Source organism: Oryzomicrobium sp., from assembly GCF_036820405.1.
Classification (GTDB): Bacteria; Pseudomonadota; Gammaproteobacteria; order Burkholderiales; family Rhodocyclaceae; genus Oryzomicrobium.
In genome coordinates this window covers 141,833-160,471 of sequence record NZ_DAISLS010000010.1, presented here as the reverse complement: position 1 = coordinate 160,471, position 18,639 = coordinate 141,833, and the positions used below count along the sequence as shown (strand labels likewise).

The window sequence follows — 18,639 nt, the reverse complement described above, 5'->3', positions numbered from 1 at the left end:
TTAGCGCAGGGGAGGAAAAAGCAGCTTGCGGCCGGGTGCGATGGCGCGGAAGTTGGTGATGCCGTTGTAGCGCGCCACCGCGGCGTAGTAGCTGCTGTCGTCGTAGATCCGGTGGCACAGCAGGGGCAGGCTGTCGCCGGCCTTGAACTCGACCACGTGGGTCAGGTCCGGCGACGAGCGCTTGCTCTGTAGCGACTCTTCCTTGGAGCTCATGCTGCCGACGAACGACAACCCGAGCTTGGCACGTAGGGGTTCGCCGGATGGCTTGAACAGGGTGTAGTCGATGGTCATCGACGTCAGCCGGCCGTAGAAGAGGAAGCCGCCCCACAGCACCCGCACCACGTTCGGTTCGTGCTTGCCGCCGTCGTAGTCGTAGGCCACCTTCTTCAGGAACTTGATCCGTTTCAGCACGCTGCCGTCGGGCGTCACCGGCTCCACCGCGCCGGTGGCGTCGATCAGCAGGTCGAACGACAGGGTGTCGCCGCCCGCCGTGTTGAACTTAACGTCCTGGCTGGCCTTGCCGAGGGCCGTGGTCCGGTTGTAGGTGATGTTCAGGTTGTGCTTGTAGGACGAGGGATTGAGCATGGTCTCGAAATTCAGGTCCTTCGAGACCGTGGCCCGGCCGTTGCGGAGCGTGCAGGCGGCGATGGAGAGGCGCACCTTGGACATGGTCAGCGCTCCCGCTTCTCGCGGCGCAGCTCGGCAAGCAGGCGCCGGCACTCGTCAAGCAGGCGGCCCAGCTCATGCTCGGCGGCTTGCTTCGCCTCTTCCGGCATGCCGCGGTTTTCCGGCCCGGCGGAATGGACGACCTGGGTCTTCACCACCATCTGCTTGATCTCGATGCTCATCAGTGGCTGCCGTCGCGCACGAAGCCGTTGAAGGCGAACTCGATCTTCTCGATCGCCAGTTCGTTCTTCTGGGAATTGAATTCCGTGGCCTGCCACTTGACCGGGTAGGCGCCCTGGAACGACCAGCTGCGCAGCGGATTGCCCTCGGCGTCGAGCAGCAACACCTGCAGCAGGCGGGTCTCGATGGGCTTGGCCAGCCCGCCTTCCAGGATTTCCTTGCACCACGTCACCAGGGGGGACGAGGCGGCCGCCATGCCGCGCGACACGACCAGGTTCTGGTGCTTGACGCCCTTGGGCAGGCGATGGACGAAGGTGTTCTCGCCGCCCTCGTTGTACGTCTCCAGATCCATCTCGGCGACGATGCCGGACACGTCCTGGAAGGAAACGTCGGTATCGCTCCCCGGCGCCCCGGTCTTCACCTTGAAATAAAACGCCGCGGGCAGCACGTCTTCAGCCATCGCATTCCACTCCCGATCGGCGGGGGGAGCTCACTCCCCCCGCCCTGATCACACGGATCACTTGTTGGCGATGGTCAGGCCTTCATGGACGATCTCGATGGTCTCGACCGCCACTTCGTTGCCTTCCGCCTTGAGGTCGGTACCGGTGATCTTGGTCGGCCAGGCGTTCTGCAGGGTCCACACCATGGTCGGGTCGCCGTTCTCGTCGAGCAGGCTGATGGTGACCGGCACCCGCTTGATGGTGTTCATCTTGATCTGATCGAACCAGTCCCAGAACTTGTTATCGCTCTTGAAGATGCCCTTCTTCATGGTGACGTTGCCGTACTTCTTGAGGCCGGGCATCTTGATCGGGGCGAACACCTTGCTGTCGCCGTGGCGGTACTTGATCTCCTCCGACTGGACGTCGAGCCCTGAGACTTCCTGGAACGACATCACGTTGGAATCCCACTTCACCTGGAAGTAGAACTTGGGCAAGGGCCAGTTGGTGTCTTGCTTTTCACCTGCCATGATCGGGTCCTCCTATCTATGTTTGCAGTCCGACGCCGCGTCAGGACTTCTGCATTTGCTGTTGGAACGTGATTTCGATGAATTCGGCCGGGCGGCTGATGGCCACCAGGACGGTGACGCGCAGGATGCCCTCGAGGATGTCCTCGGGCGTCATGGTCTCCCCCAGGCCGACGAACACCGAGAAGGCGTCCCCGGGCACCGCGCCGGCCAGGCCGCCACGCTTCCAAATGCCGGTCAGGAAGTTGCCGATCATGCTCTTGATGGTCACCCAGGTATTGGCGGTGTTCGGCTCGAACACGTAGGCCTTGGTGGCCAGGCGGATCGACTCCTCAAGCATGATCATGGTCCGGCGCACGTTGAGGTAGCGCCAATCCAGACTATTGCCGTCGAGGGTACGGGCGCCCCAGACCAGGACGCCTTCGCCGATGAACGAGCGGATGGCATTGATCGACTTGCCCTGGGGGGTGACGTTGAGGTCTTCCTGCTCTTCGTGGGAAATGCTCACCGTGGGCGACACCACCGAGGTCAGGCTGACGTTGGCCGGCGCCTTCCACACGCCCCGGGTGTCGTCGACCATGGCATACACCCCGGCCATGGCGGCGCTGGGCGGCAGCAGGTTCAGGGTGACCGCCATCTGCTCCAGCAGGCGGCTGTAGCCCGGGCTCATGGAGATCAGCGACTGGTTGAGCATCGCCTTGATGGTCGGCACGTTGTCCGCGGGCACGGTGGTGTCGGCGGACCAGTCCTTGACGACCTTGGCGACCTCGTTCTTCTGCTCAAGCTGACGGGGCTTCAGGCTCGCCTCGTCCACGCCGGTGATCCCGAGCTCGTCCTCCAGCAGGCCCACCAGGGCGGTCTTGCCGTCGGCGCTCAGGGAATCGAAATTGAGGGAGCGCTCGCTGGTCACGCTGGTGTTGAGCCAGGGATAGTAGGCGGTGCCGTAGCTGAGGAAGTTGATGCCCACCCGGTCCCGGAAGACCTGCACCGGATCGGACGGCGGGTCCTGGCGGCTGCGGAAGCCGTCATAGACGTCCAGAACGGCGATGCGGTTCTTCATGGTCAGGCCGCAATGCTTGAGGGCCGCGCCCTGGACCACGGCGCAGTCGTCCAGACTCAGCTTGACCGCCTCCGGGATCACCACCATGGTCGGCTCCTGCTCCTTGATGAGCAGGTCGATGCCGGCGGAGAAACGGCCCGGATCGAAGGCGTCGCTGTAGGAGCCCACGGACACGATATAGCAGGGTCCGCCGCCGTTCTGGAAGAACAGGCGCATGCTGTAGTACAGCAGGTAGGGGGTCGAGGCCTGGCTCAGGTAGTAGGTCTTGCCGGCGATGGTCAGGGACGACGCGGCGCCCTGGGGCGCCTCGGTGCCCAGGTTGAACTGAACGTCGGGCCCCACGCCGAAGTAGTTCTCGAACTCCGCCATCGACGTGATGCGCCACGGCTTGTTGGCCAGGGACATGCCCTTGTTGTCGGCCTTTTGCGTATGCCCGATGAACGCCGGGACGGCCGTGGCCACCTCGACGACCGAATTGGGAAACGCGTTCTTCTCCACGATGTAAACACCGGGTGTCTTCATTTGCCCCATGACTACTCCTTACGGTTGGACGGCTGATCAAGTTCGCCGGAGCAAGGCACCCGGCGCAGTGCTCCACTACAGATTGACGAATATCGGCGATACCCATCCCTCGCCGGGCAGCGCCGCGTCCCGGGAAAGATCCCCTGCCGCCGGCAAGGGCAGGTTCCGAACCACCACGTGGCCGTTGAAGCGTTCCCGGAGCGAATAACGCTCGCCCGACTCCCGCAGCAACGGCAGGGCGCTCCGCGAGCAATACAGGCTGGCGGGACGCTGGTTGGGCAAGATCACCTCGCCCTGGTAATCGAATGCCTCTTCCCCGCTGGCCGCGGCCACGTAGAAATCCGCCCCGTTCACGCCCTTGCCGCTGACGTAGTAGCGCCAGGTGGTGCGGCGGGCACGGAAAGGCACGGCGTAGGAGACCCCGGCCGGCCATTCGCCCCCGGTCACGATCCGGACCATGAACAGCGGCGGCGCCTGCCAGTACAGCAATTCCTGCGGTACGTCGGACGCCTCCGCCATGTCGGCCTCCGCCGCGTGGTCGCCCTGGCTGAGCCGCCCTTCCCCGGCGTGGCGGCTGTCGAAATAGAGGTAGCGCTCTTCACCGTTGAAACGGATGTCGGTGTAGCGCAGGAAATCTCCGTCTCGGGAATAGGCCCAGAAGTCGAACTCGCCCCGGTCGGGCAGGGCGTCCTCGCTGACGGCCTCGTAGAACACCGACACGCCCCCCTCCCCGGTGCGCAGCAGCAGGCCACTGCGGGTCAGGGCGCTCCGGCAAGCGCGCGTCGGGACGAAATAGACATCCGGGCACACCCCACCGGCGTGGTGCTCATGGGTCGCCACCAGGGAAAAAAGGGACCGCACCCTAGCCATGGCGCGTCCTCAGCCCGGTTTCGACACCCAGGGCAGCCGGTTCCAGCGAGCGCACGTCCTGGGAATCGAAGGTGATCATGCGGACCCGATAGAGCACCGAAGGCAGGTACTTACCGCTCAGGACCCCCCACAGGTTGGCCATGTCCTGGCGGTTGAGGTTTTCGATGTCGAGGATGAGCTTGTCGATCCGGCCGTCCAACCCCGGGCTGGTCTGGTGGTCGAAGATCGGGTTCTTCTGGAAAAACTGAATGGCGGCGGAAATCATCTTGAGCGCCTCGGGGTAGTTTCCACCGCCGAAATTGGCCGCAACCATGACATAGAGGTTGAGGTGAACGGGAAGGTGGCGGCGCATCACCACCTCGGCCCCGGGCCGGCCTCCCCCGATGCTGGCAGGGGAAGAATCCTTCTCGATGCAGGTCAGGAAAAGCACCAGCTTGTTGGCGATGCTGGGCGAAACGGTGCCGTCCTGTTCGAGCAGGCTGGAGACCACCACGAGGTCCTCGGATATGCCCGCCCCGCGGGAGAGGGATTCATTCAGCCGTTCGGCCAGATGAAACAGCGCAGCATGGATCACACCGCCCCTCCACAAAAACAAAAATAATAAGACAAATTTAAAATTTTTATGACAAAACACAAACCATTCAAAGCAAAAATCCGTGTGGCAGCTCAAGCCTCAACAGCAGGAGAACCTATATATCACAGGGGGTAAACGCACGGGAAACTATCGACTGACTTCATGCTCACCACCCCCAAAACAAGACTTTCGTCATAAATAAAATTAAAACAAAAATAATAAATACATGACGAAAGGATTGATGTATTTGCCGTACCAGTCAAGCCTTCCGAAATATCATTGACTTCTAATTTAGAAAAATCTAAATTAGAAAAATGCAATACACGGATACCGGCTCTTCGCCACTCCCCGATGCCGACCAGGCCGCGGCGCTGCTGCGCGACTTGCGGCCCAACGCGGAGCTGGCGGCGCGCCTGCTCAAGGCCATGGCCCACGAGGAGCGGCTGCTGATCCTGTGCCGCCTGCTCGCCGGCGAATGTTCGGCGGGGGAACTGGCCCGAGCCTCGGCCCTCAGCCAATCGGCCTTCTCCCAGCACCTGACGGTGCTGCGCGGCGAAGGGCTGGTGAAGAGCCGCCGCCAGGCCCAGGCCGTCTTCTATTCCCTGGCCCGTCCCGACGTGGCCGACATCCTCTACGTGCTCAAGCGCTCCTGCGGCGCCTGAGGCTCTTTCCCCTGAAGCTCTTTCCCTCTTCCTTCCTTCACACCAGGAGCCCCCATGTCGATCCAGTCCCACAAGTCCCTCACCCAGGACGTGTCCGCCCAGCTCGCCAAGCTGCGCCAGAGCCAATCCGAAGTGATGGCCGGCTTTTCCCAACTGGCCCAGGCCGCCATCAAGGACGGCGCCCTGGAGAAGAAGACCAAGGAATTCGTTGCCCTAGGCATCGCCGTGGCCAGCCGCTGCGACGACTGCATCGGTTTCCACGTCCAGACCCTGGTCAAGCTCGGCGCCACCCGGGCCGAAGTGGAGGAAGTGCTGGGCACCGCCGTGTACATGGGCGGCGGCCCGTCCCTGATGTACGCCGCCCACGCCCTCAAGGCCTACGAAGAATTCGCCGTCTGAGCGTTCTGTACTCGCTTTCGCATTAACGCTCCTCTCCGCACCGATGCCCCAACTGGCGCGGGACGGGGCAGCCCCAAGCCATCCACGCCGTCCCATGCCCATCCAGCCCTCCCGATGCCCCGCCGCCCGCCGCCTTGCCCTGCTGGCGGCGTTCCTGATCGCTCCGCTGGCCTCGCCGGCTCGGGCGGGCGAAGCAACTCCGCCCCCCCTGGCCGCCATCACCGTGGGCAGCCGGATGGACGCAGCCGCCTATCAGGCCGAGGCCCGGGTCGAAGCAGTGCGCCAGGCGGCCCTGGCGGTGCCGGTGGCCGGCGCCGTGACCGAGCTCAAGGTGCAGGCCGGCGACCGGGTGGCCGCCGGGCAGATGCTGTTGCAGGTCGAGGGTAAGGCTGCCGCCGACCAGGCCGCCGCCGCCCACGCCCAGATCGCCGCCGCCGAGGCCCAGCGGGTCCAGGCCCGTCAGGAATACGCCCGGGCCCAGGCCCTGGCGGCCCAGAGGTTCCTCTCCGCCGCCGCCCTGGACCAGGCCGAAGCCAAGTTCCGCAGCGCCGAGGCCCAGGCCCGGGCCCAGATCGCCTCGGCAGGCGCCGCCGCCGCCCAGGCCGGGCTGTACCGCCTCACCGCGCCGTTTGCCGGCTGGGTATCGCAGGTGGATACGGAGCGGGGCGACGTGGCGGTGCCGGGCAAGCCCCTGCTCACGGTCTACGATCCCTCCGCCCTGCGCGTCACCGCCACGGTGCCGGCCACGGTGGCCGAGCGGGTGCGGCGCGACGTCCTGCCCGAGATCGCCATTGCCCCGGACGGTGCCGCCCCGCTGCGCCTGACCCCGAGCAAGGTCACCTGGCTGCCCAGCACCGACCCCCTGGCCCAGACCCGCACCGTGCGCCTCGACCTGCCCGCCGGCGCCGAGGTGCAGCGACTGCCCCCCGGCACCTTCGCCCGGGTGGCCTTTCCCCTGGCCGCCGGCAAGGCCGAGGCCGCCCCCCTCACGGTGCCGGGCAAGGCCCTGGTGCAGCGCGGCGAGCTGACCGCCGTGTATGTGCTCGACACGGCCCAGCGCCCCCGGCTGCGTTATGTGCGCCCCGGCGTGGCCCTGGCCGACGGCAGCGTGCCGATCCTGGCCGGCCTCAAGACTGGCGAGCGGGTCGCCCTCGATCCCGAAGCCGCCACCCGCCAGGCCCCGGCCGGGACGCCGCGATGAGCGCGGCGCACGACGTCGACCGCCTGGGCCTGGCCGGGCGGCTGGCCGCCTACTTCCAGAATGCCCGCATCACCCCGCTGATCGCCCTGACCGCGCTGCTGCTCGGCCTGTTCGCCGTGCTGGTGACGCCCCGGGAGGAAGAGCCCCAGATCAACGTCACCATGGCCAACGTGCTGGTGCCCTTCCCCGGCGCCAGCGCCGCCGACGTGGAGGCCCAGGTGGCCCAGCCGGCGGAGCAGGTGCTCGGCCAGATGGCCGGCATCGACCACCTCTACGCCGTCTCCCGCCCCGGGCTGGCGGTGCTCACCGTGCAGTTCCAGGTGGGGGTGCCGCGCACCGAGGCCCTGGTGCGCCTCTACGACACCATCCACTCCCACGGCGACTGGCTGCCCGCCAACCTGGGCACCCTGCCGCCCCTGATCAAGCCCAAGGGCATTGACGACGTGCCCATCGTCACCCTCACCCTGTTCGCCCGGGATAGCCAAGGCAGCACGGCCTCGCCCCTGGTGCTGGAGCAGGTGGCCCACAGCCTGGAAGCGGAATTGAAACGGGTGCCCGGCACCCGGGAAGTGACCACCTACGGCGGCCCGCGCCGCACCATCGGCATCGAACTCGACCCCCAGCGTCTGACCGCCCAGGGGCTCACCGTGGCCGACCTGCGCCAGGCTCTGGCCGGGGCCAACGCCAACCTGCCCGCCGGCGACCTGCTGGTGCCCACCGACCGGGGCGCCCAACGCCTGGCCGTCGAGGTGGGTCCCTATCTCGACAGTGCCGCCGCCGTGGGCGAGGTGGTGGTGGGCGTCCATGGCGGCAAGCCGGTGTTCCTGCGCGACGTGGCCGCCCTCAGCGACGGCCCGGCTCCGGCGACCCGCTACGTCTGGCACGGCACCGGGCCGGCGGCGGCCCAGGGCGAAGCCGCTGCCGCCGGCACCGACAAGGCCATCCCTCCCGGCGCCGACCACCCCGCCATCACCCTGGCCATCACCAAGAAGCCCGGCGAGAACGCGGTGCAGGTAGCCGATGCCCTGCTCAAGCGTGTCGATGCCCTGCACAACACCCTGCTGCCCGAGGGCGTGGAGGTGGCGATCACGCGCAACTACGGCGAGACGGCCAACGACAAGGCGCAGAAGCTGATCCACAAACTGCTCTTCGCCACCGCCTCGGTGGTGGCCCTGGTGGCCCTGGCCCTGGGCCGGCGCGAGGCGGGCATCGTCGGCCTGGCGGTGATCCTCACCCTGATGGCCACCCTGTTCGCCTCCTGGGCCTGGGGCTTCACCCTCAACCGGGTGTCCCTGTTCGCCCTGATCTTTTCCATCGGCATCCTGGTGGACGACGCCATCGTGGTGGTGGAAAACATCCACCGCCACCGCCTGCTCGACCCGGAAGCGCCGCTCCTGGCCCTCATCCCCCAGGCGGTGGACGAGGTGGGTGGGCCCACCATCCTGGCCACCCTGACGGTGATCGCCGCGCTCTTGCCGATGGCCTTCGTCACCGGCCTGATGGGCCCCTACATGAGCCCGATCCCGATCAACGCCTCCATGGGCATGGTGATCTCCCTGGCGGTGGCCTTCGTCGTCACCCCCTGGCTGGCGGCGCGCTGGCTGCCCAGGCAGGCGCCCCATCACGACGGCCTGGCGGCCAAGCTGCAGCCCCTGGCCGCCAAGGTCTTCGCCCCCTTCCTCGACGACGCCCGGGGGCCGCGCCAGCGCCGCCGCCTGGGGCTGGCGGTGGCCGGGCTGATCGCCCTTTCCCTGGCCCTGCCGGCGGTGCAATGGGTGGTGTTGAAGATGCTGCCCTTCGACAACAAGTCCGAGTTCCAGGTGGTGGTGGACCTGCCCAACGGCACGCCCCTGGAAACCACCGCCGCGGCCCTTAGCGAGATGACCGCCTACCTGGCCACGGTGCCCGAGGTGGCCGACTACCAGGCCTACGCTGGCACCAGCGCGCCGATCAACTTCAACGGCCTGGTGCGCCAGTACTACCTGCGCGACGGCGGCGAGGTGGGCGACATCCAGGTCAACCTGGCCGACAAGCACCACCGCAGCGCCCAGAGCCACGCCATCGCCCAGCGGGTGCGCCCGGCCCTGGCCGCCATCGGCGCCAGCTACGGCGCCCGGGTCAAAGTGGTGGAAGTGCCGCCGGGCCCGCCGGTGCTCTCGCCCATCGTCGCCGAGATCACCGGGCCGAGCGAGGCCGGACGTAACCAAGTGGCCGAAGCGGTGCGCCGGGTGTTCCAGCAGACGAGCGGGGTGGTGGACGTGGACGGCACCCACAACGCCCCGGCGCCCAAGACCCTGCTGGTGGTGGACAAGGACAAGGCGGCCCGGGCCGGGGTCAGCCAGCAGGCCATCGTCGCCACCCTGGCGGCGGGCCTGGCCGGCGAGGACGTGACCTACCTGCGCGATGGCGCCAAGTACCCGGTGCCCCTGCAAGTGCGCCTGCCCGATTCATCCCGGGGCAACGACCAGGACCTGCTCGCCCTCACCGTGCGCGGCGCCGGCGGCGCCCTGGTGCCGATCCGCGAACTGGTCAGCCCCCGCCCCGCCACGGTGGACGAGGCCCGCTACCGCAAGGACGGCCTGCCGTTGACCTACGTGACGGGCGACGTCTCCGATTATGGCGATGGCCACACCCGCGCCGGCCTGCCGGACAGCCCCCTCTACGGCATGTTCGCCCTGCGTTCGGGCATCGGCGAAATCGTCGCCCCGGACGGCGGCCCGGTGGCCGAGACCTTCATCCGCCAGGCCGACGACGCCTACCGGGGCTACGGCCTGAAGTGGGACGGGGAATGGCAGATCACCTATGAAACCTTCCGCGACATGGGCGCCGCCTACGCCGTGGGGCTGATCCTCATCTACCTGCTGGTGGTGGCCCACTTCGGCTCCTACCTGGCGCCCCTGGTGATCATGGCGCCGATCCCCCTCACCCTGATCGGCGTCATGCCCGGCCACGCCCTGCTCGGCGCCCCGTTCACCGCCACCTCCATGATCGGCATGATCGCCCTGGCCGGCATCATCGTGCGCAACTCGATCCTGCTGGTGGATTTCATCCGCCTCGAAGTGGAGGCCGGCGTGCCCTTCAAGGACGCCATCGTGCGCTCCGCCGCCACCCGGGCCCAGCCCATCGCCCTGACCGCCCTGGCGGCCATGACCGGCGCCTTCTTCATCCTCGACGACCCGATCTTCAACGGGCTCGCCATCGCCCTGATCTTCGGGATTCTCGTCTCCACCCTGCTCACCCTGGTGGTGATCCCGCTGCTCTATTTCGTCGCCTACCGCCAGCGCGGCGGGCGGCTGTGATCCCTCTCATTCATAAGGAACCCGCCATGACCGTCGAACGTGCCATCCGCTTCTTTGCCGGCCTGATGATCCTGATCAGCCTGGCCCTGGGCGCCCCGGCCAGCCCGCTGTACGTGTCGTCCTACTTCCTCTGGCTGACCGCCTTCGTCGGCGCCAACCTGTTCCAGTTCAGCCTGAGCAATTTCTGCCCCCTGGCCCTGGTGCTGCGCAAGTGCGGCGTGCCGGACGGCCAAGCTTGCGGGGCATCGGCCCAAACCCCGCGCCAGTCCTAGCGTTTTGACTAGGCTCTTTGGAGATCGGCCAGGGGCGCGGTTTTCAGGGCAGGCATCACGGAAGTGCCCGTGAAGCTTGCCTCCCAGGCCGGTGCCCCAAGGAAGTAGCGCACCGCCTTGAGGCGCGGATCGGCCCCCAGGGCGAACCAGTGCTCGGCCCCGGCCGGCACTTCCAGATAATCCCCGGCCGCCACTTCGAGCAGCACCTGGCTGCCGTCGGCGGCGACGAAGCCGAAGTAGCCGACCCCGTCCACCACGTAGCGCACCTCGTCGTCGTCATGGCGATGGGGCGTGGCGAACTGCTCGCGCAGGGCCGCCAGGTTGGGGATGCCCTCGTGCAGCACCACCAAATCCCGTGCAGGGGCCGGGGACGGGGCTTCGGCAGCGGCCTCAGACCCTAGCCCGCCCCGCTCCCGCCCACGTCGCACCAGACGCTCGACCCAGGGGGCGACGTGGGCATCCACCGCCGCCAGCACCGTCGCCTTCTCCGCCTCGGCCAGCACCGGCTTGGCCAGCAGGTCGACGATGCGCGAAGGCGGCGGGCGCCAGTCCAGGTGGGCGCCCAGGGCCGCCACGGCCCGGGCCACCGCCGCCGGGGCGGCGACCACGGTGCCGTCGGGATGGATCAGGCGGGGCACGGGCCGCTTCCTCTCGCTACCGGCTTACCAGGACGCCGTGTAGGCGCCCTTGAAGGTGGTGTTGATGAACTGCTTGACCGGTTCGGAGCGGTACAGCTTGACGAACTTTTGCACCGTCGGCGCGTTCTTGTCCTGCTCCCGGGCGGCGATGACGATGCGGGCGAAGGGGGTGTTGGGGTTTTCCAGGGCGATGGCGTCGCGGCTGGGCACCAGACCGGCGGGCAGGGCGTAGTTGGAATTGACCGTGGCCGCGTCCAGGTCGTCCAGGGAGCGGGGCAGCTGGGCCGCTTCCAGTTCGACGATCTTCAGCTTCTTGGGGTTGTCGACGATGTCCAGCACGGTCACGGCGGAGCCCTTGTCGGCCTTGAGCTTGATCAGCCCCTGGTCTTGCAGCAGCAGCAGGCCCCGGGCGCCGTTGGACGGGTCGTTGGGGATGCCCACCTTGGCGCCGTTGGGCAGATCCTTGAGGTGCTTGACCTTCTTCGAGTAGGCGCCGAACTGCATCAGCACCGCGTCGCCGGCCACCGCCAGCTTGTAGCCCCGGTCGCGCACGGTGGCGTCGAGGAAGGGCTTGTGCTGAAAGACGTTGGCGTCCAGGTCGCCGGAGGCCAGGGCGGCGTTGGGCTGCACGTAATCGGTGAATTCGACGATCTGGATCTTGAAACCCTGGGTTTCGGCGTATTTCTTCACGGCTTCGAGGATCTGGGCGTGGGGGCCGGCGGTGACGCCGACCTTGAACGGCTTGGCCTCGCTGCCGTCGCCGGCATGGGCCGGGGAACTGCCCAGGCCAAGGCCCAGGGCGGCGCCGAGCACGGGCACCAGGGCCAGGGAGAGCAGGCGGCGGCGGGCGACCAGGACGGAGACGGCGGGACGGGAAGTGCGCATGGAAACGGTCCAATCGAAAACGGGAATGGGGCCATGGTAAGCCGCAAAGGAATAACCATTAAGACTGTTTTTTCATTTTTTTAGCACCGAACGAAATATCCGTAAAAACACTTAAGGAATTTATTGACGCCACCCTGACATAAGTCATAGCAAATCAGGCACATATCGGTAGGATGTGCACGGGGAGACAATATTCGAAATTGCATTGCATAGGATGTAACTTGAAGACCAACCTGCCTGTCACTTCCACCGAAATCCCCTTCCCCACCAACCGCTACCTCGTCTCCACCACCGACCTGAAGGGTGTCATCACCGACGCCAACGACGCCTTCGTCGCCATCAGCGGTTTCACCCGCGACGAACTGATCGGTAGCAGCCACAACGTGGTGCGCCACCCGGACATGCCGCCGGAGGCCTTTGCCGACATGTGGCGCCACCTCAAGTCCGGTCTGCCCTGGCGCGGCCTGGTCAAGAACCGCTGCAAGAACGGCGACTTCTATTGGGTCGAGGCCTTTGCCGTGCCGGTCAAGAAGAACGGCCAGACCGTGGGCTACATGTCGGTGCGCACCAAGCCCGACCCGGTCCAGGTACGGGAAGCCGCGGCCCTCTACGCCGCCCTCAAGGCCAAGCCCCGCCCCTTCACCATCGCCCGCACCGGCCTGACCGGCTGGCTGGCCGGCCTGTCGTTGCAGGTACGGCTGGGCGCCATGTTCGCCTTCATGAGCCTGCTGCTGCTGATCGGCGCCGCCATGGGCCTGTACGGCATCCAGCGCACCCACGCCGACCTGGATCGCCAGGTGGCCCACATCCAGGCCCCGGCGGCCAAGGCCCAGCGCCTCGTCTTCCTGCTGGCGGAGAACCGTTCCCAGGCCCTGCTCGGCCTGCAACACGACCCGTCCAACCCGCTCGCCCGGCTGCACGACCACCCCCTGGCCACCCACCTGGACCACATCCAGGCCAACCAGGCCGAGATCGACGCCCTGCTCGACCAGTTGCAGCAGGTCGATGCCGTCCCGGCCACCCGGGAGGCCATCGGCAAGCTCGCCACCCTGCGCGTGCGCTACGCCAAGGAAGGCCTGCGCCCGGTCATCGACGCCCTGTCCGCCGGCCAGTTCCAGGCGGCCAACGAGCACCTGCTCAAGCAGCTCAACCCGATCTACGCCGAGTTGAGCGCCGCCAGCGGCCAGGTGCTGGAACGCTTCCAGCAGGACGCCCGGGACGCCCTGGCCAACTCCGACCAGCGCGCCAACCTGATCCGCAACCTGGCCGTGGCCGGCATCGCCTGCTCCCTGCTGGCCGCCCTGGCCGGCTGGTGGCTGCTCTCCCGGGCCATCGTCCGCCCCCTGTCCCGGGCCGTGCGCCACTTCGACCGGATCGCCGAAGGCAACCTGACCGACTCCATCGCCATCGACGGCCGGGACGAAGCCGGCCGCCTGCTCAGCAACCTGGCCACCATGCAGGCCCACCTCAAGGCCATGCTCGACAAGATCGACAGCGCCGCCACCGGCATCGCCGGACGCAGCGACGACTTGCAGGAGCGCATGATCGCCGTGCAGCAGCAGTCGGCCCGCCAGGCCGACCAGGTGGCCAGCGCCGCCGCCGGCACCGAAGAGTTCAGCCACTCGGTCCAGGGCGTGGCCGGCAGCGCCGCCGAAATGGCCGATGCCGCCGGCAACGCCCGCCAGCTGGTGGAAGGCAGCCAGCAGCAGATCGACGCCAGCATGGCCGCCACCCAGAAGGTGGTGGACACGGTGACCGCCTCCAGCACCACCATCGACGCCCTGGGCCGTTCCATCGACAAGATCGGCCAGATCACCCAGGTGATCCAGGAGATCGCCGCCCAGACCAACCTGCTGGCCCTCAATGCCGCCATCGAAGCGGCCCGGGCCGGCGAGGCCGGGCGCGGCTTCGCCGTGGTGGCCGACGAAGTGCGCAAGCTGGCCGAGCGCACCACCCACTCCACCGCCGACATCGCCGCCACCATCGGCGAGATCCAGACCGCCGCCGGCGAGGCGGTGCGCACCATGGACCAGGCCCAGGACGAGGTGGCCAGCGGCATCGGCATGTTGCGCGAGAGCGTCGCCGGCCTGGCCGGCATCACCACCGCCTCCCAGCAGGTGGCGGCCATGGCCAGCCACATCTCGGAAGCCTCGCGCCAGCAGGGCGCCGCCAGCGAGGAAGTGGCCGGCAACATGGAGCACATCGCCGAACTGATCGCCCGCAACACCGCCAGCGCCGAAGAGGCCCGGGCGGCCACCGAGGAATTGCGCGCCACGTCCGGGCGCTTGAAGGCTATGCTTCAAGGCTTCACCCTCCACGCCACTCCCTGATGCCGCGCTTTTCCCCCTTCCAACGCCGCCGCCTCACCGCCGCGGCGTTTTTCCTCGTGGCGGCCCTGCTGCCCGCGCCCCCTGCCCTGGCCGCCGAACTGCCCCCGGCGGCGCGCCAGATCCTGGCCCAGGCCGACCTGCCGGCCGGCGCCCTGGCAGTGGTGGTGGCCCCCGCCGACGGCGGCCGGCCGCGACTGGCCCTGCGCGCCGACGCGCCGGTCCAGCCGGCCTCGACCATGAAGCTGGTGACCACCTACGCCGCCCTGGACCTGCTCGGCCCGGCCGCCACCTTCCGCACCGAACTGCGCGCCACCGGCCCGGTGGAGGACGGCGTGCTCAAGGGCGACCTGGTGCTGGTGGGCGGCGGCGACCCGCGCCTCACCGCCGAATCCCTGTGGAGCCTGTTCCACAGCGCCCGGGCCCGGGGCATCCGGCGCATCGCCGGCGACCTGGTGCTCGACCGCTCCGCCCTGGCCCCGCCGCCCCACGACCCCGGCGCCTTCGACGGCGAGGGCCTGCGCCCCTACAACGCCGGCCCCGACGGCCTGCTGGTGAACTTCCACGCCCTCAAGCTGACCCTGGCCCCCGACCCGGCCCGCCAGGCGGTCCAGGCGGTGCTGGAAACGCCCCTGGCCGGACTGCGCGTCCTCTCCCGCCTGCAACTCGTCGCCGGCCCCTGCGGCGACTGGCGCGAACTGATCCAGCCGTCCTTCGGCGACAACAGCGACACCCTGGTGCTGTCCGGCAACTACGCCGCCGCCTGCGGCGAGCAGAGCCTCTACCTGTCGCCCCTGCCGCCGGAACGGTTCTCCGCCGCCATGGCCCGGGCCCTGTGGGAGGAAAGCGGCGGCGAGATCGGCGGCCAGGTGCGCGACGGCGCGCTCCCGCCGGGCAGCCGCCCGGTGGCCGCCATCGACTCGGCCAGCGTCGGCGAGCTGGTGCGCGACATCAACAAGTTCAGCAATAACGTGATGGCCCGCCAGCTGTTCCTGCTGCTCGGCCGCAACACAACCACCGCCGGCAATGCCCCCCCCGCCGGGCCGGACCAGGCCCGGGAACGGCTCCAGGCCTGGCTCGCCGCCCGGGGGCTGGCCGGCGAGGGCATCGTGGTGGACAACGGCTCGGGCCTGTCGCGTAGCGAGACCGTCACCGCCCTGGGCCTGGCCCGGCTGCTGCAAAGCGCCTGGGCGAGCCCGGTGATGCCCGAACTGCTCGCCTCCCTGCCAGTGGCCGGCGTGGACGGCACCCTGAAGCGGCGCTTCCAGAATTCCCCCGCCCGGGGCCGGGCCCGGCTCAAGACCGGCAGCCTGGACAATGTGCGCGCCCTGGCCGGCTTCGTGCCTGACCGCAGCGGCCGCTGGTGGGTGGTGGTGGCCATCGCCCAGCACGCCCGCGCCCGCCAAGCCCTGCCGGCCCTGGACGCGGTGGTGGACTGGGTCGCCGGCGGCCGGCCATGAGCCCGTCCGCCGGCGCTGCCCGGCTCCAGCGCCGGGCCCGCTGGACAGTCCTGGCCGCGGTCCTGGCCGCGCCGGGGTGCTTCGCCCCGGCCCTGGCCGCACCCCGGACCGCGCCACCGCACGCGGTGCAGGCGGCGCCGGCGGTCCAGGCCGTGCATATCGGCGTGCTCGCCTACGAAGGGGTGGAGGCCGCCCACTACGACTGGTCCCACGTGGCCGAGCGGCTCAACGCTGCCCTGCCCCAGCGCCGCTTCGTGCTGACCTTCTACGACAACCCGGGGCTGGCCGAGGCGGTGCGCCAGCGCCAGGTGGATTTCGTCATCACCAACGGCGGCCAGTACGTGGCCCTGGAGGCGGAACAGGGCGTGTCGCGCATCGCCACCCTGGACTCCCCCGCCACCGATGCCGCCGCCGCCGTCGGCTCGGCCATCGTGGTGCGGGCCGATCGCACCGACCTCGCCACCCTGGCCGACCTTCCCGGCAAGCGCCTGGCCGCCGTTTCCCCGGACGCCTTCGGCGGCTACCTGGTGGCGGCCCGGGAGATGCAACGCCAGGGCATCGACCACGAATCGGCCTTCGCCGAGCGCCGGTTCGTCGGCTTCCCCATGTCCCAGGTGCTGGAGGCGGTCCACGACGGTAGCGCCGACGTGGGCATCGTCCGCGCCTGCCTGCTGGAGAGCCTGGCCAAGGCGGGCAAGCTGCGCCTGGACGACTACCGGGTGCTGGCGCCGCGCCAGGCGACGGGCTTTCCCTGCCTGCTGTCCTCCGACCTCTACCCGGACTGGGTCATCGCCACCACCACCGCCACCGCCCACGATTCGCCCCAGCTGGCCAAGGCGGTGGCCACCGCCCTCCTGTCCATGCCCACCTCGCCGGAAGGCATGGCCTGGACCGTGCCGGCGGACTACCAGTCGGTGCGCGAGCTGTACCAGGACTTGCAGACCGGCCCCTACGCCTACTTGCGCGAATCGACCCTGCAAGGGCTGGCGCGGCGCTACTGGCACTGGCTGGTGCTGGTGTTCCTGGCCCTGGCCGGCTGGGTGATCCACGTGGTGCGGGTCGAATACAAGGTGCTGGACCGCACCGCCGAGCTGCGCGCCGCCCTGACCGCCCGGGACGAGGCCGAGGCGCGCATGCGCCACCACCAGGAGCAGGCCGAGCACCTGTCGCGGCTGTCGATCCTGGGGGAACTGTCGAGCACTCTGGCCCACGAGCTGAACCAGCCCCTGGCCACCATCGGCAACTACGCCAGCAGCCTGATCCGCCGCCAGGACGCCGGGCGCCTGGCCCCCGAGGCGGTGCGCGAGGCCAGCCAGGAAATCGCCGCCCAGGCCGAACGGGCGGCGGCGATCATGCAGCGCATCCGCGCCTTCTCGCGCAAGCGGGCGGCGGTGCGGGAGCCCCGCGCCCCCGGCGAGGTGGCCGGCGAGGCGGTGGCCCTGCTCACCGGCATGATGGCCAACGCCCCGGCCATCGAGGTGGACGACCGGCTGCCGGCGGACGCCACGGTGGACATGGACCCGCTGCAAATCCAGCAGGTGCTGGTGAACCTGCTCAAGAACGCCGCCGACGCCACCCAGGGCCTGCCCCCCGGGCGCCGCACCGTGACCCTGCGCCTGGCGCCGGACCCGGAGCGGCCGGAGGACAAGGTGCGGATCGCGGTGATCGACCGGGGCCCGGGGCTGCCCGACGGCCTGCGCGAGCGCCTGTTCGAGCCCTTCTTCACCACCAAGCCCGACGGCCTGGGTCTGGGGCTGGCCATCTGCCACTCGATCATCGAGGCCCACGGCGGCCGCCTGTGGGCGGAGCCGGGGAATTCAGTCGATTTTGGCAATGCGGACGATCCGGCAGGTAGCCAAAATGCCGATAGCCCGGGACTGGCCCTATGCTTTACCCTACCCCGCCATGAGCACCCTGCCGCCCCTTGAAGACGCCCTGATCCACGTGGTGGACGACGACGCCGCGCTGCGCCGGTCCATCGCCTTCCTGCTCGAATCCGTCGGCTGGCGGGTCGCCACCTACGCCAGCGCCGAGGCCCTGCTCGACGCCTACCGGCGCGGCCCCCCGGGCTGCCTGGTGGTGGACATCCGCATGCCCTCCATGAGCGGCCTGGAGTTGCAGCAGGAAATGGTCGCCCGGGGTTTCCGCATCCCGGTGATCTTCATCACCGGCCACGCCGACGTATCCCTGGCGGTGCAGGCAATGAAGCAGGGCGCCGCCGACTTCATCGAGAAGCCGTTCAAGGACCAGGTCCTGATCGACGCCGTGGGCCACGCCGTGCGCAAGAGCGGCGAGCTGATCAGCGCCGCCCAGCGCGCCGAGGACGCCCGCCGTTCCCTGCACGCCCTGTCGCCCCGGGAGATCGAGGTGGCCCGCCTGCTCGCCCTGGGCCACCCCAACAAGCGGGTGGCGGCCCGGCTCGACATCAGCGAACGCACCGTCCACGCCCACCGCCAGCACATCATGGAAAAGACCGGCGCCAACTCCGCCGCCGACCTGGTGCGCCTGATGTTGGCCGCCGACCCGAAGAGCCTGGACTGAACGCTCCGGCGCCTGGTGTTACCGTAGCCCCAGGCCCCAAGCATCCGCACGAAAAAACGGGGGAGCAGCTGCTCCCCCGTTTCACGTCGCCCTCCCCCCGGTGGGCTGCTTCCACATCG

Annotated in this window: 18 protein-coding genes; 9 read left to right on the top strand and 9 right to left on the bottom strand. The window is 68.7% G+C overall.

The window, feature by feature from the left end:
* The 7 genes from V7Z98_RS11380 to V7Z98_RS11350 form a co-directional block, all read right to left on the bottom strand.
* The gene (locus V7Z98_RS11380) at nucleotides 1–669 is read right to left on the bottom strand and encodes a CIS tube protein (protein ID WP_293264965.1); all 669 of its coding nucleotides are present in this window, start codon (nucleotides 667–669) and stop codon (nucleotides 1–3) included.
* 2 nt (nucleotides 670–671) lie between these two features.
* On the bottom strand, nucleotides 672–848 hold the full coding sequence (locus V7Z98_RS11375; RefSeq protein WP_334158090.1) for a DUF5908 family protein: 177 nt from the start codon (nucleotides 846–848) through the stop codon (nucleotides 672–674).
* The gene (locus V7Z98_RS11370) at nucleotides 848–1,306 is read right to left on the bottom strand and encodes a phage tail protein (protein ID WP_334158088.1); all 459 of its coding nucleotides are present in this window, start codon (nucleotides 1,304–1,306) and stop codon (nucleotides 848–850) included. The genes V7Z98_RS11375 and V7Z98_RS11370 overlap by 1 nt, the downstream gene beginning before the upstream one ends.
* Nucleotides 1,307–1,363: 57 nt before the next feature.
* On the bottom strand, nucleotides 1,364–1,813 hold the full coding sequence (locus V7Z98_RS11365) for a phage tail protein (protein WP_293264959.1): 450 nt from the start codon (nucleotides 1,811–1,813) through the stop codon (nucleotides 1,364–1,366).
* Nucleotides 1,814–1,853: 40 nt separating this feature from the next.
* Complete coding sequence (locus V7Z98_RS11360) at nucleotides 1,854–3,392, bottom strand: phage tail sheath family protein (protein WP_334158085.1); 1,539 nt, start codon at nucleotides 3,390–3,392, stop codon at nucleotides 1,854–1,856.
* Nucleotides 3,393–3,467: 75 nt separating this feature from the next.
* Nucleotides 3,468–4,262 carry a hypothetical protein gene (locus V7Z98_RS11355; protein WP_334158084.1) on the bottom strand — a complete coding sequence of 265 codons (795 nt, stop codon included), beginning with the start codon at nucleotides 4,260–4,262 and terminating at the stop codon, nucleotides 3,468–3,470.
* Nucleotides 4,255–4,836: a DUF4255 domain-containing protein gene (locus V7Z98_RS11350; RefSeq protein ID WP_293264953.1), complete on the bottom strand. Its 582-nt coding sequence runs from the start codon at nucleotides 4,834–4,836 to the stop codon at nucleotides 4,255–4,257. The genes V7Z98_RS11355 and V7Z98_RS11350 overlap by 8 nt, the downstream gene beginning before the upstream one ends.
* A 314-nt stretch (nucleotides 4,837–5,150) precedes the next feature.
* On the opposite strand from V7Z98_RS11350, the gene V7Z98_RS11345 reads away from it, so the two are divergent.
* The 5 genes from V7Z98_RS11345 to V7Z98_RS11325 all read left to right on the top strand — a co-directional run bounded on the left by V7Z98_RS11345 (nucleotide 5,151) and on the right by V7Z98_RS11325 (nucleotide 10,669).
* A complete protein-coding gene (locus V7Z98_RS11345; RefSeq protein ID WP_293264951.1) occupies nucleotides 5,151–5,498 on the top strand; it encodes an ArsR/SmtB family transcription factor in 348 nt (115 codons plus the stop codon).
* 54 nt (nucleotides 5,499–5,552) lie between these two features.
* Nucleotides 5,553–5,897 (top strand): carboxymuconolactone decarboxylase family protein, encoded by a 345-nt coding sequence (locus V7Z98_RS11340; protein WP_293264949.1) that lies wholly within the window; start codon nucleotides 5,553–5,555, stop codon nucleotides 5,895–5,897.
* Between the two features lie 94 nt (nucleotides 5,898–5,991).
* Nucleotides 5,992–7,098 carry an efflux RND transporter periplasmic adaptor subunit gene (locus V7Z98_RS11335; RefSeq protein WP_334158081.1) on the top strand — a complete coding sequence of 369 codons (1,107 nt, stop codon included), beginning with the start codon at nucleotides 5,992–5,994 and terminating at the stop codon, nucleotides 7,096–7,098.
* A complete protein-coding gene (locus V7Z98_RS11330) occupies nucleotides 7,095–10,397 on the top strand; it encodes an efflux RND transporter permease subunit (RefSeq protein WP_334158080.1) in 3,303 nt (1,100 codons plus the stop codon). The genes V7Z98_RS11335 and V7Z98_RS11330 overlap by 4 nt, the downstream gene beginning before the upstream one ends.
* 26 nt (nucleotides 10,398–10,423) lie before the next feature.
* Nucleotides 10,424–10,669, top strand: a complete 246-nt coding sequence (locus V7Z98_RS11325) for a YgaP family membrane protein (RefSeq protein WP_334158078.1) — start codon at nucleotides 10,424–10,426, stop codon at nucleotides 10,667–10,669.
* An 8-nt stretch (nucleotides 10,670–10,677) separates the two neighbouring features.
* On the opposite strand, the gene V7Z98_RS11320 is transcribed toward V7Z98_RS11325, so the two are convergent.
* Nucleotides 10,678–11,307, bottom strand: coding sequence for a cupin domain-containing protein (locus tag V7Z98_RS11320; RefSeq protein ID WP_334158077.1), 630 nt, complete (start codon nucleotides 11,305–11,307; stop codon nucleotides 10,678–10,680).
* 24 nt (nucleotides 11,308–11,331) lie between these two features.
* Nucleotides 11,332–12,192, bottom strand: a complete 861-nt coding sequence (locus tag V7Z98_RS11315; protein WP_293264942.1) for a MetQ/NlpA family ABC transporter substrate-binding protein — start codon at nucleotides 12,190–12,192, stop codon at nucleotides 11,332–11,334.
* A 221-nt stretch (nucleotides 12,193–12,413) separates the two neighbouring features.
* Here V7Z98_RS11315 and V7Z98_RS11310 point away from each other — a divergent pair, with 221 nt between their 5' ends.
* From V7Z98_RS11310 to V7Z98_RS11295, 4 genes are read left to right on the top strand one after another with little or no spacing between them, the layout of a single operon-like run.
* Nucleotides 12,414–14,522, top strand: a complete 2,109-nt coding sequence (locus V7Z98_RS11310) for a methyl-accepting chemotaxis protein (RefSeq protein ID WP_334158075.1) — start codon at nucleotides 12,414–12,416, stop codon at nucleotides 14,520–14,522.
* Nucleotides 14,522–15,979 carry a D-alanyl-D-alanine carboxypeptidase/D-alanyl-D-alanine endopeptidase gene (gene dacB / locus V7Z98_RS11305; RefSeq protein ID WP_334158074.1) on the top strand — a complete coding sequence of 486 codons (1,458 nt, stop codon included), beginning with the start codon at nucleotides 14,522–14,524 and terminating at the stop codon, nucleotides 15,977–15,979. The genes V7Z98_RS11310 and dacB overlap by 1 nt, the downstream gene beginning before the upstream one ends.
* Nucleotides 15,976–17,907, top strand: coding sequence for a sensor histidine kinase (locus V7Z98_RS11300; protein WP_334158072.1), 1,932 nt, complete (start codon nucleotides 15,976–15,978; stop codon nucleotides 17,905–17,907). The genes dacB and V7Z98_RS11300 overlap by 4 nt, the downstream gene beginning before the upstream one ends.
* Nucleotides 17,894–18,520, top strand: coding sequence for a response regulator transcription factor (locus V7Z98_RS11295; protein WP_293265042.1), 627 nt, complete (start codon nucleotides 17,894–17,896; stop codon nucleotides 18,518–18,520). The genes V7Z98_RS11300 and V7Z98_RS11295 overlap by 14 nt, the downstream gene beginning before the upstream one ends.
* Nucleotides 18,521–18,639 lie beyond the last annotated feature (119 nt).

What these genes read in the sequence shown, in the direction of transcription:
- V7Z98_RS11380 (WP_293264965.1), bottom strand. Translation starts at nt 669, where the DNA reads ATGTCCAAGGTGCGCCTCTCCATCGCCGCCTGCACGCTCCGCAACGGC.
- V7Z98_RS11325 (WP_334158078.1), top strand. Translation starts at nt 10,424, where the DNA reads ATGACCGTCGAACGTGCCATCCGCTTCTTTGCCGGCCTGATGATCCTG.
- V7Z98_RS11365 (WP_293264959.1), bottom strand. Translation starts at nt 1,813, where the DNA reads ATGGCAGGTGAAAAGCAAGACACCAACTGGCCCTTGCCCAAGTTCTAC.
- dacB (WP_334158074.1), top strand. Translation starts at nt 14,522, where the DNA reads ATGCCGCGCTTTTCCCCCTTCCAACGCCGCCGCCTCACCGCCGCGGCG.
- V7Z98_RS11375 (WP_334158090.1), bottom strand. Translation starts at nt 848, where the DNA reads ATGAGCATCGAGATCAAGCAGATGGTGGTGAAGACCCAGGTCGTCCAT.
- V7Z98_RS11340 (WP_293264949.1), top strand. Translation starts at nt 5,553, where the DNA reads ATGTCGATCCAGTCCCACAAGTCCCTCACCCAGGACGTGTCCGCCCAG.
- V7Z98_RS11330 (WP_334158080.1), top strand. Translation starts at nt 7,095, where the DNA reads ATGAGCGCGGCGCACGACGTCGACCGCCTGGGCCTGGCCGGGCGGCTG.
- V7Z98_RS11335 (WP_334158081.1), top strand. Translation starts at nt 5,992, where the DNA reads ATGCCCATCCAGCCCTCCCGATGCCCCGCCGCCCGCCGCCTTGCCCTG.
- V7Z98_RS11355 (WP_334158084.1), bottom strand. Translation starts at nt 4,262, where the DNA reads ATGGCTAGGGTGCGGTCCCTTTTTTCCCTGGTGGCGACCCATGAGCAC.
- V7Z98_RS11370 (WP_334158088.1), bottom strand. Translation starts at nt 1,306, where the DNA reads ATGGCTGAAGACGTGCTGCCCGCGGCGTTTTATTTCAAGGTGAAGACC.
- V7Z98_RS11360 (WP_334158085.1), bottom strand. Translation starts at nt 3,392, where the DNA reads ATGAAGACACCCGGTGTTTACATCGTGGAGAAGAACGCGTTTCCCAAT.
- V7Z98_RS11345 (WP_293264951.1), top strand. Translation starts at nt 5,151, where the DNA reads ATGCAATACACGGATACCGGCTCTTCGCCACTCCCCGATGCCGACCAG.
- V7Z98_RS11300 (WP_334158072.1), top strand. Translation starts at nt 15,976, where the DNA reads ATGAGCCCGTCCGCCGGCGCTGCCCGGCTCCAGCGCCGGGCCCGCTGG.
- V7Z98_RS11315 (WP_293264942.1), bottom strand. Translation starts at nt 12,192, where the DNA reads ATGCGCACTTCCCGTCCCGCCGTCTCCGTCCTGGTCGCCCGCCGCCGC.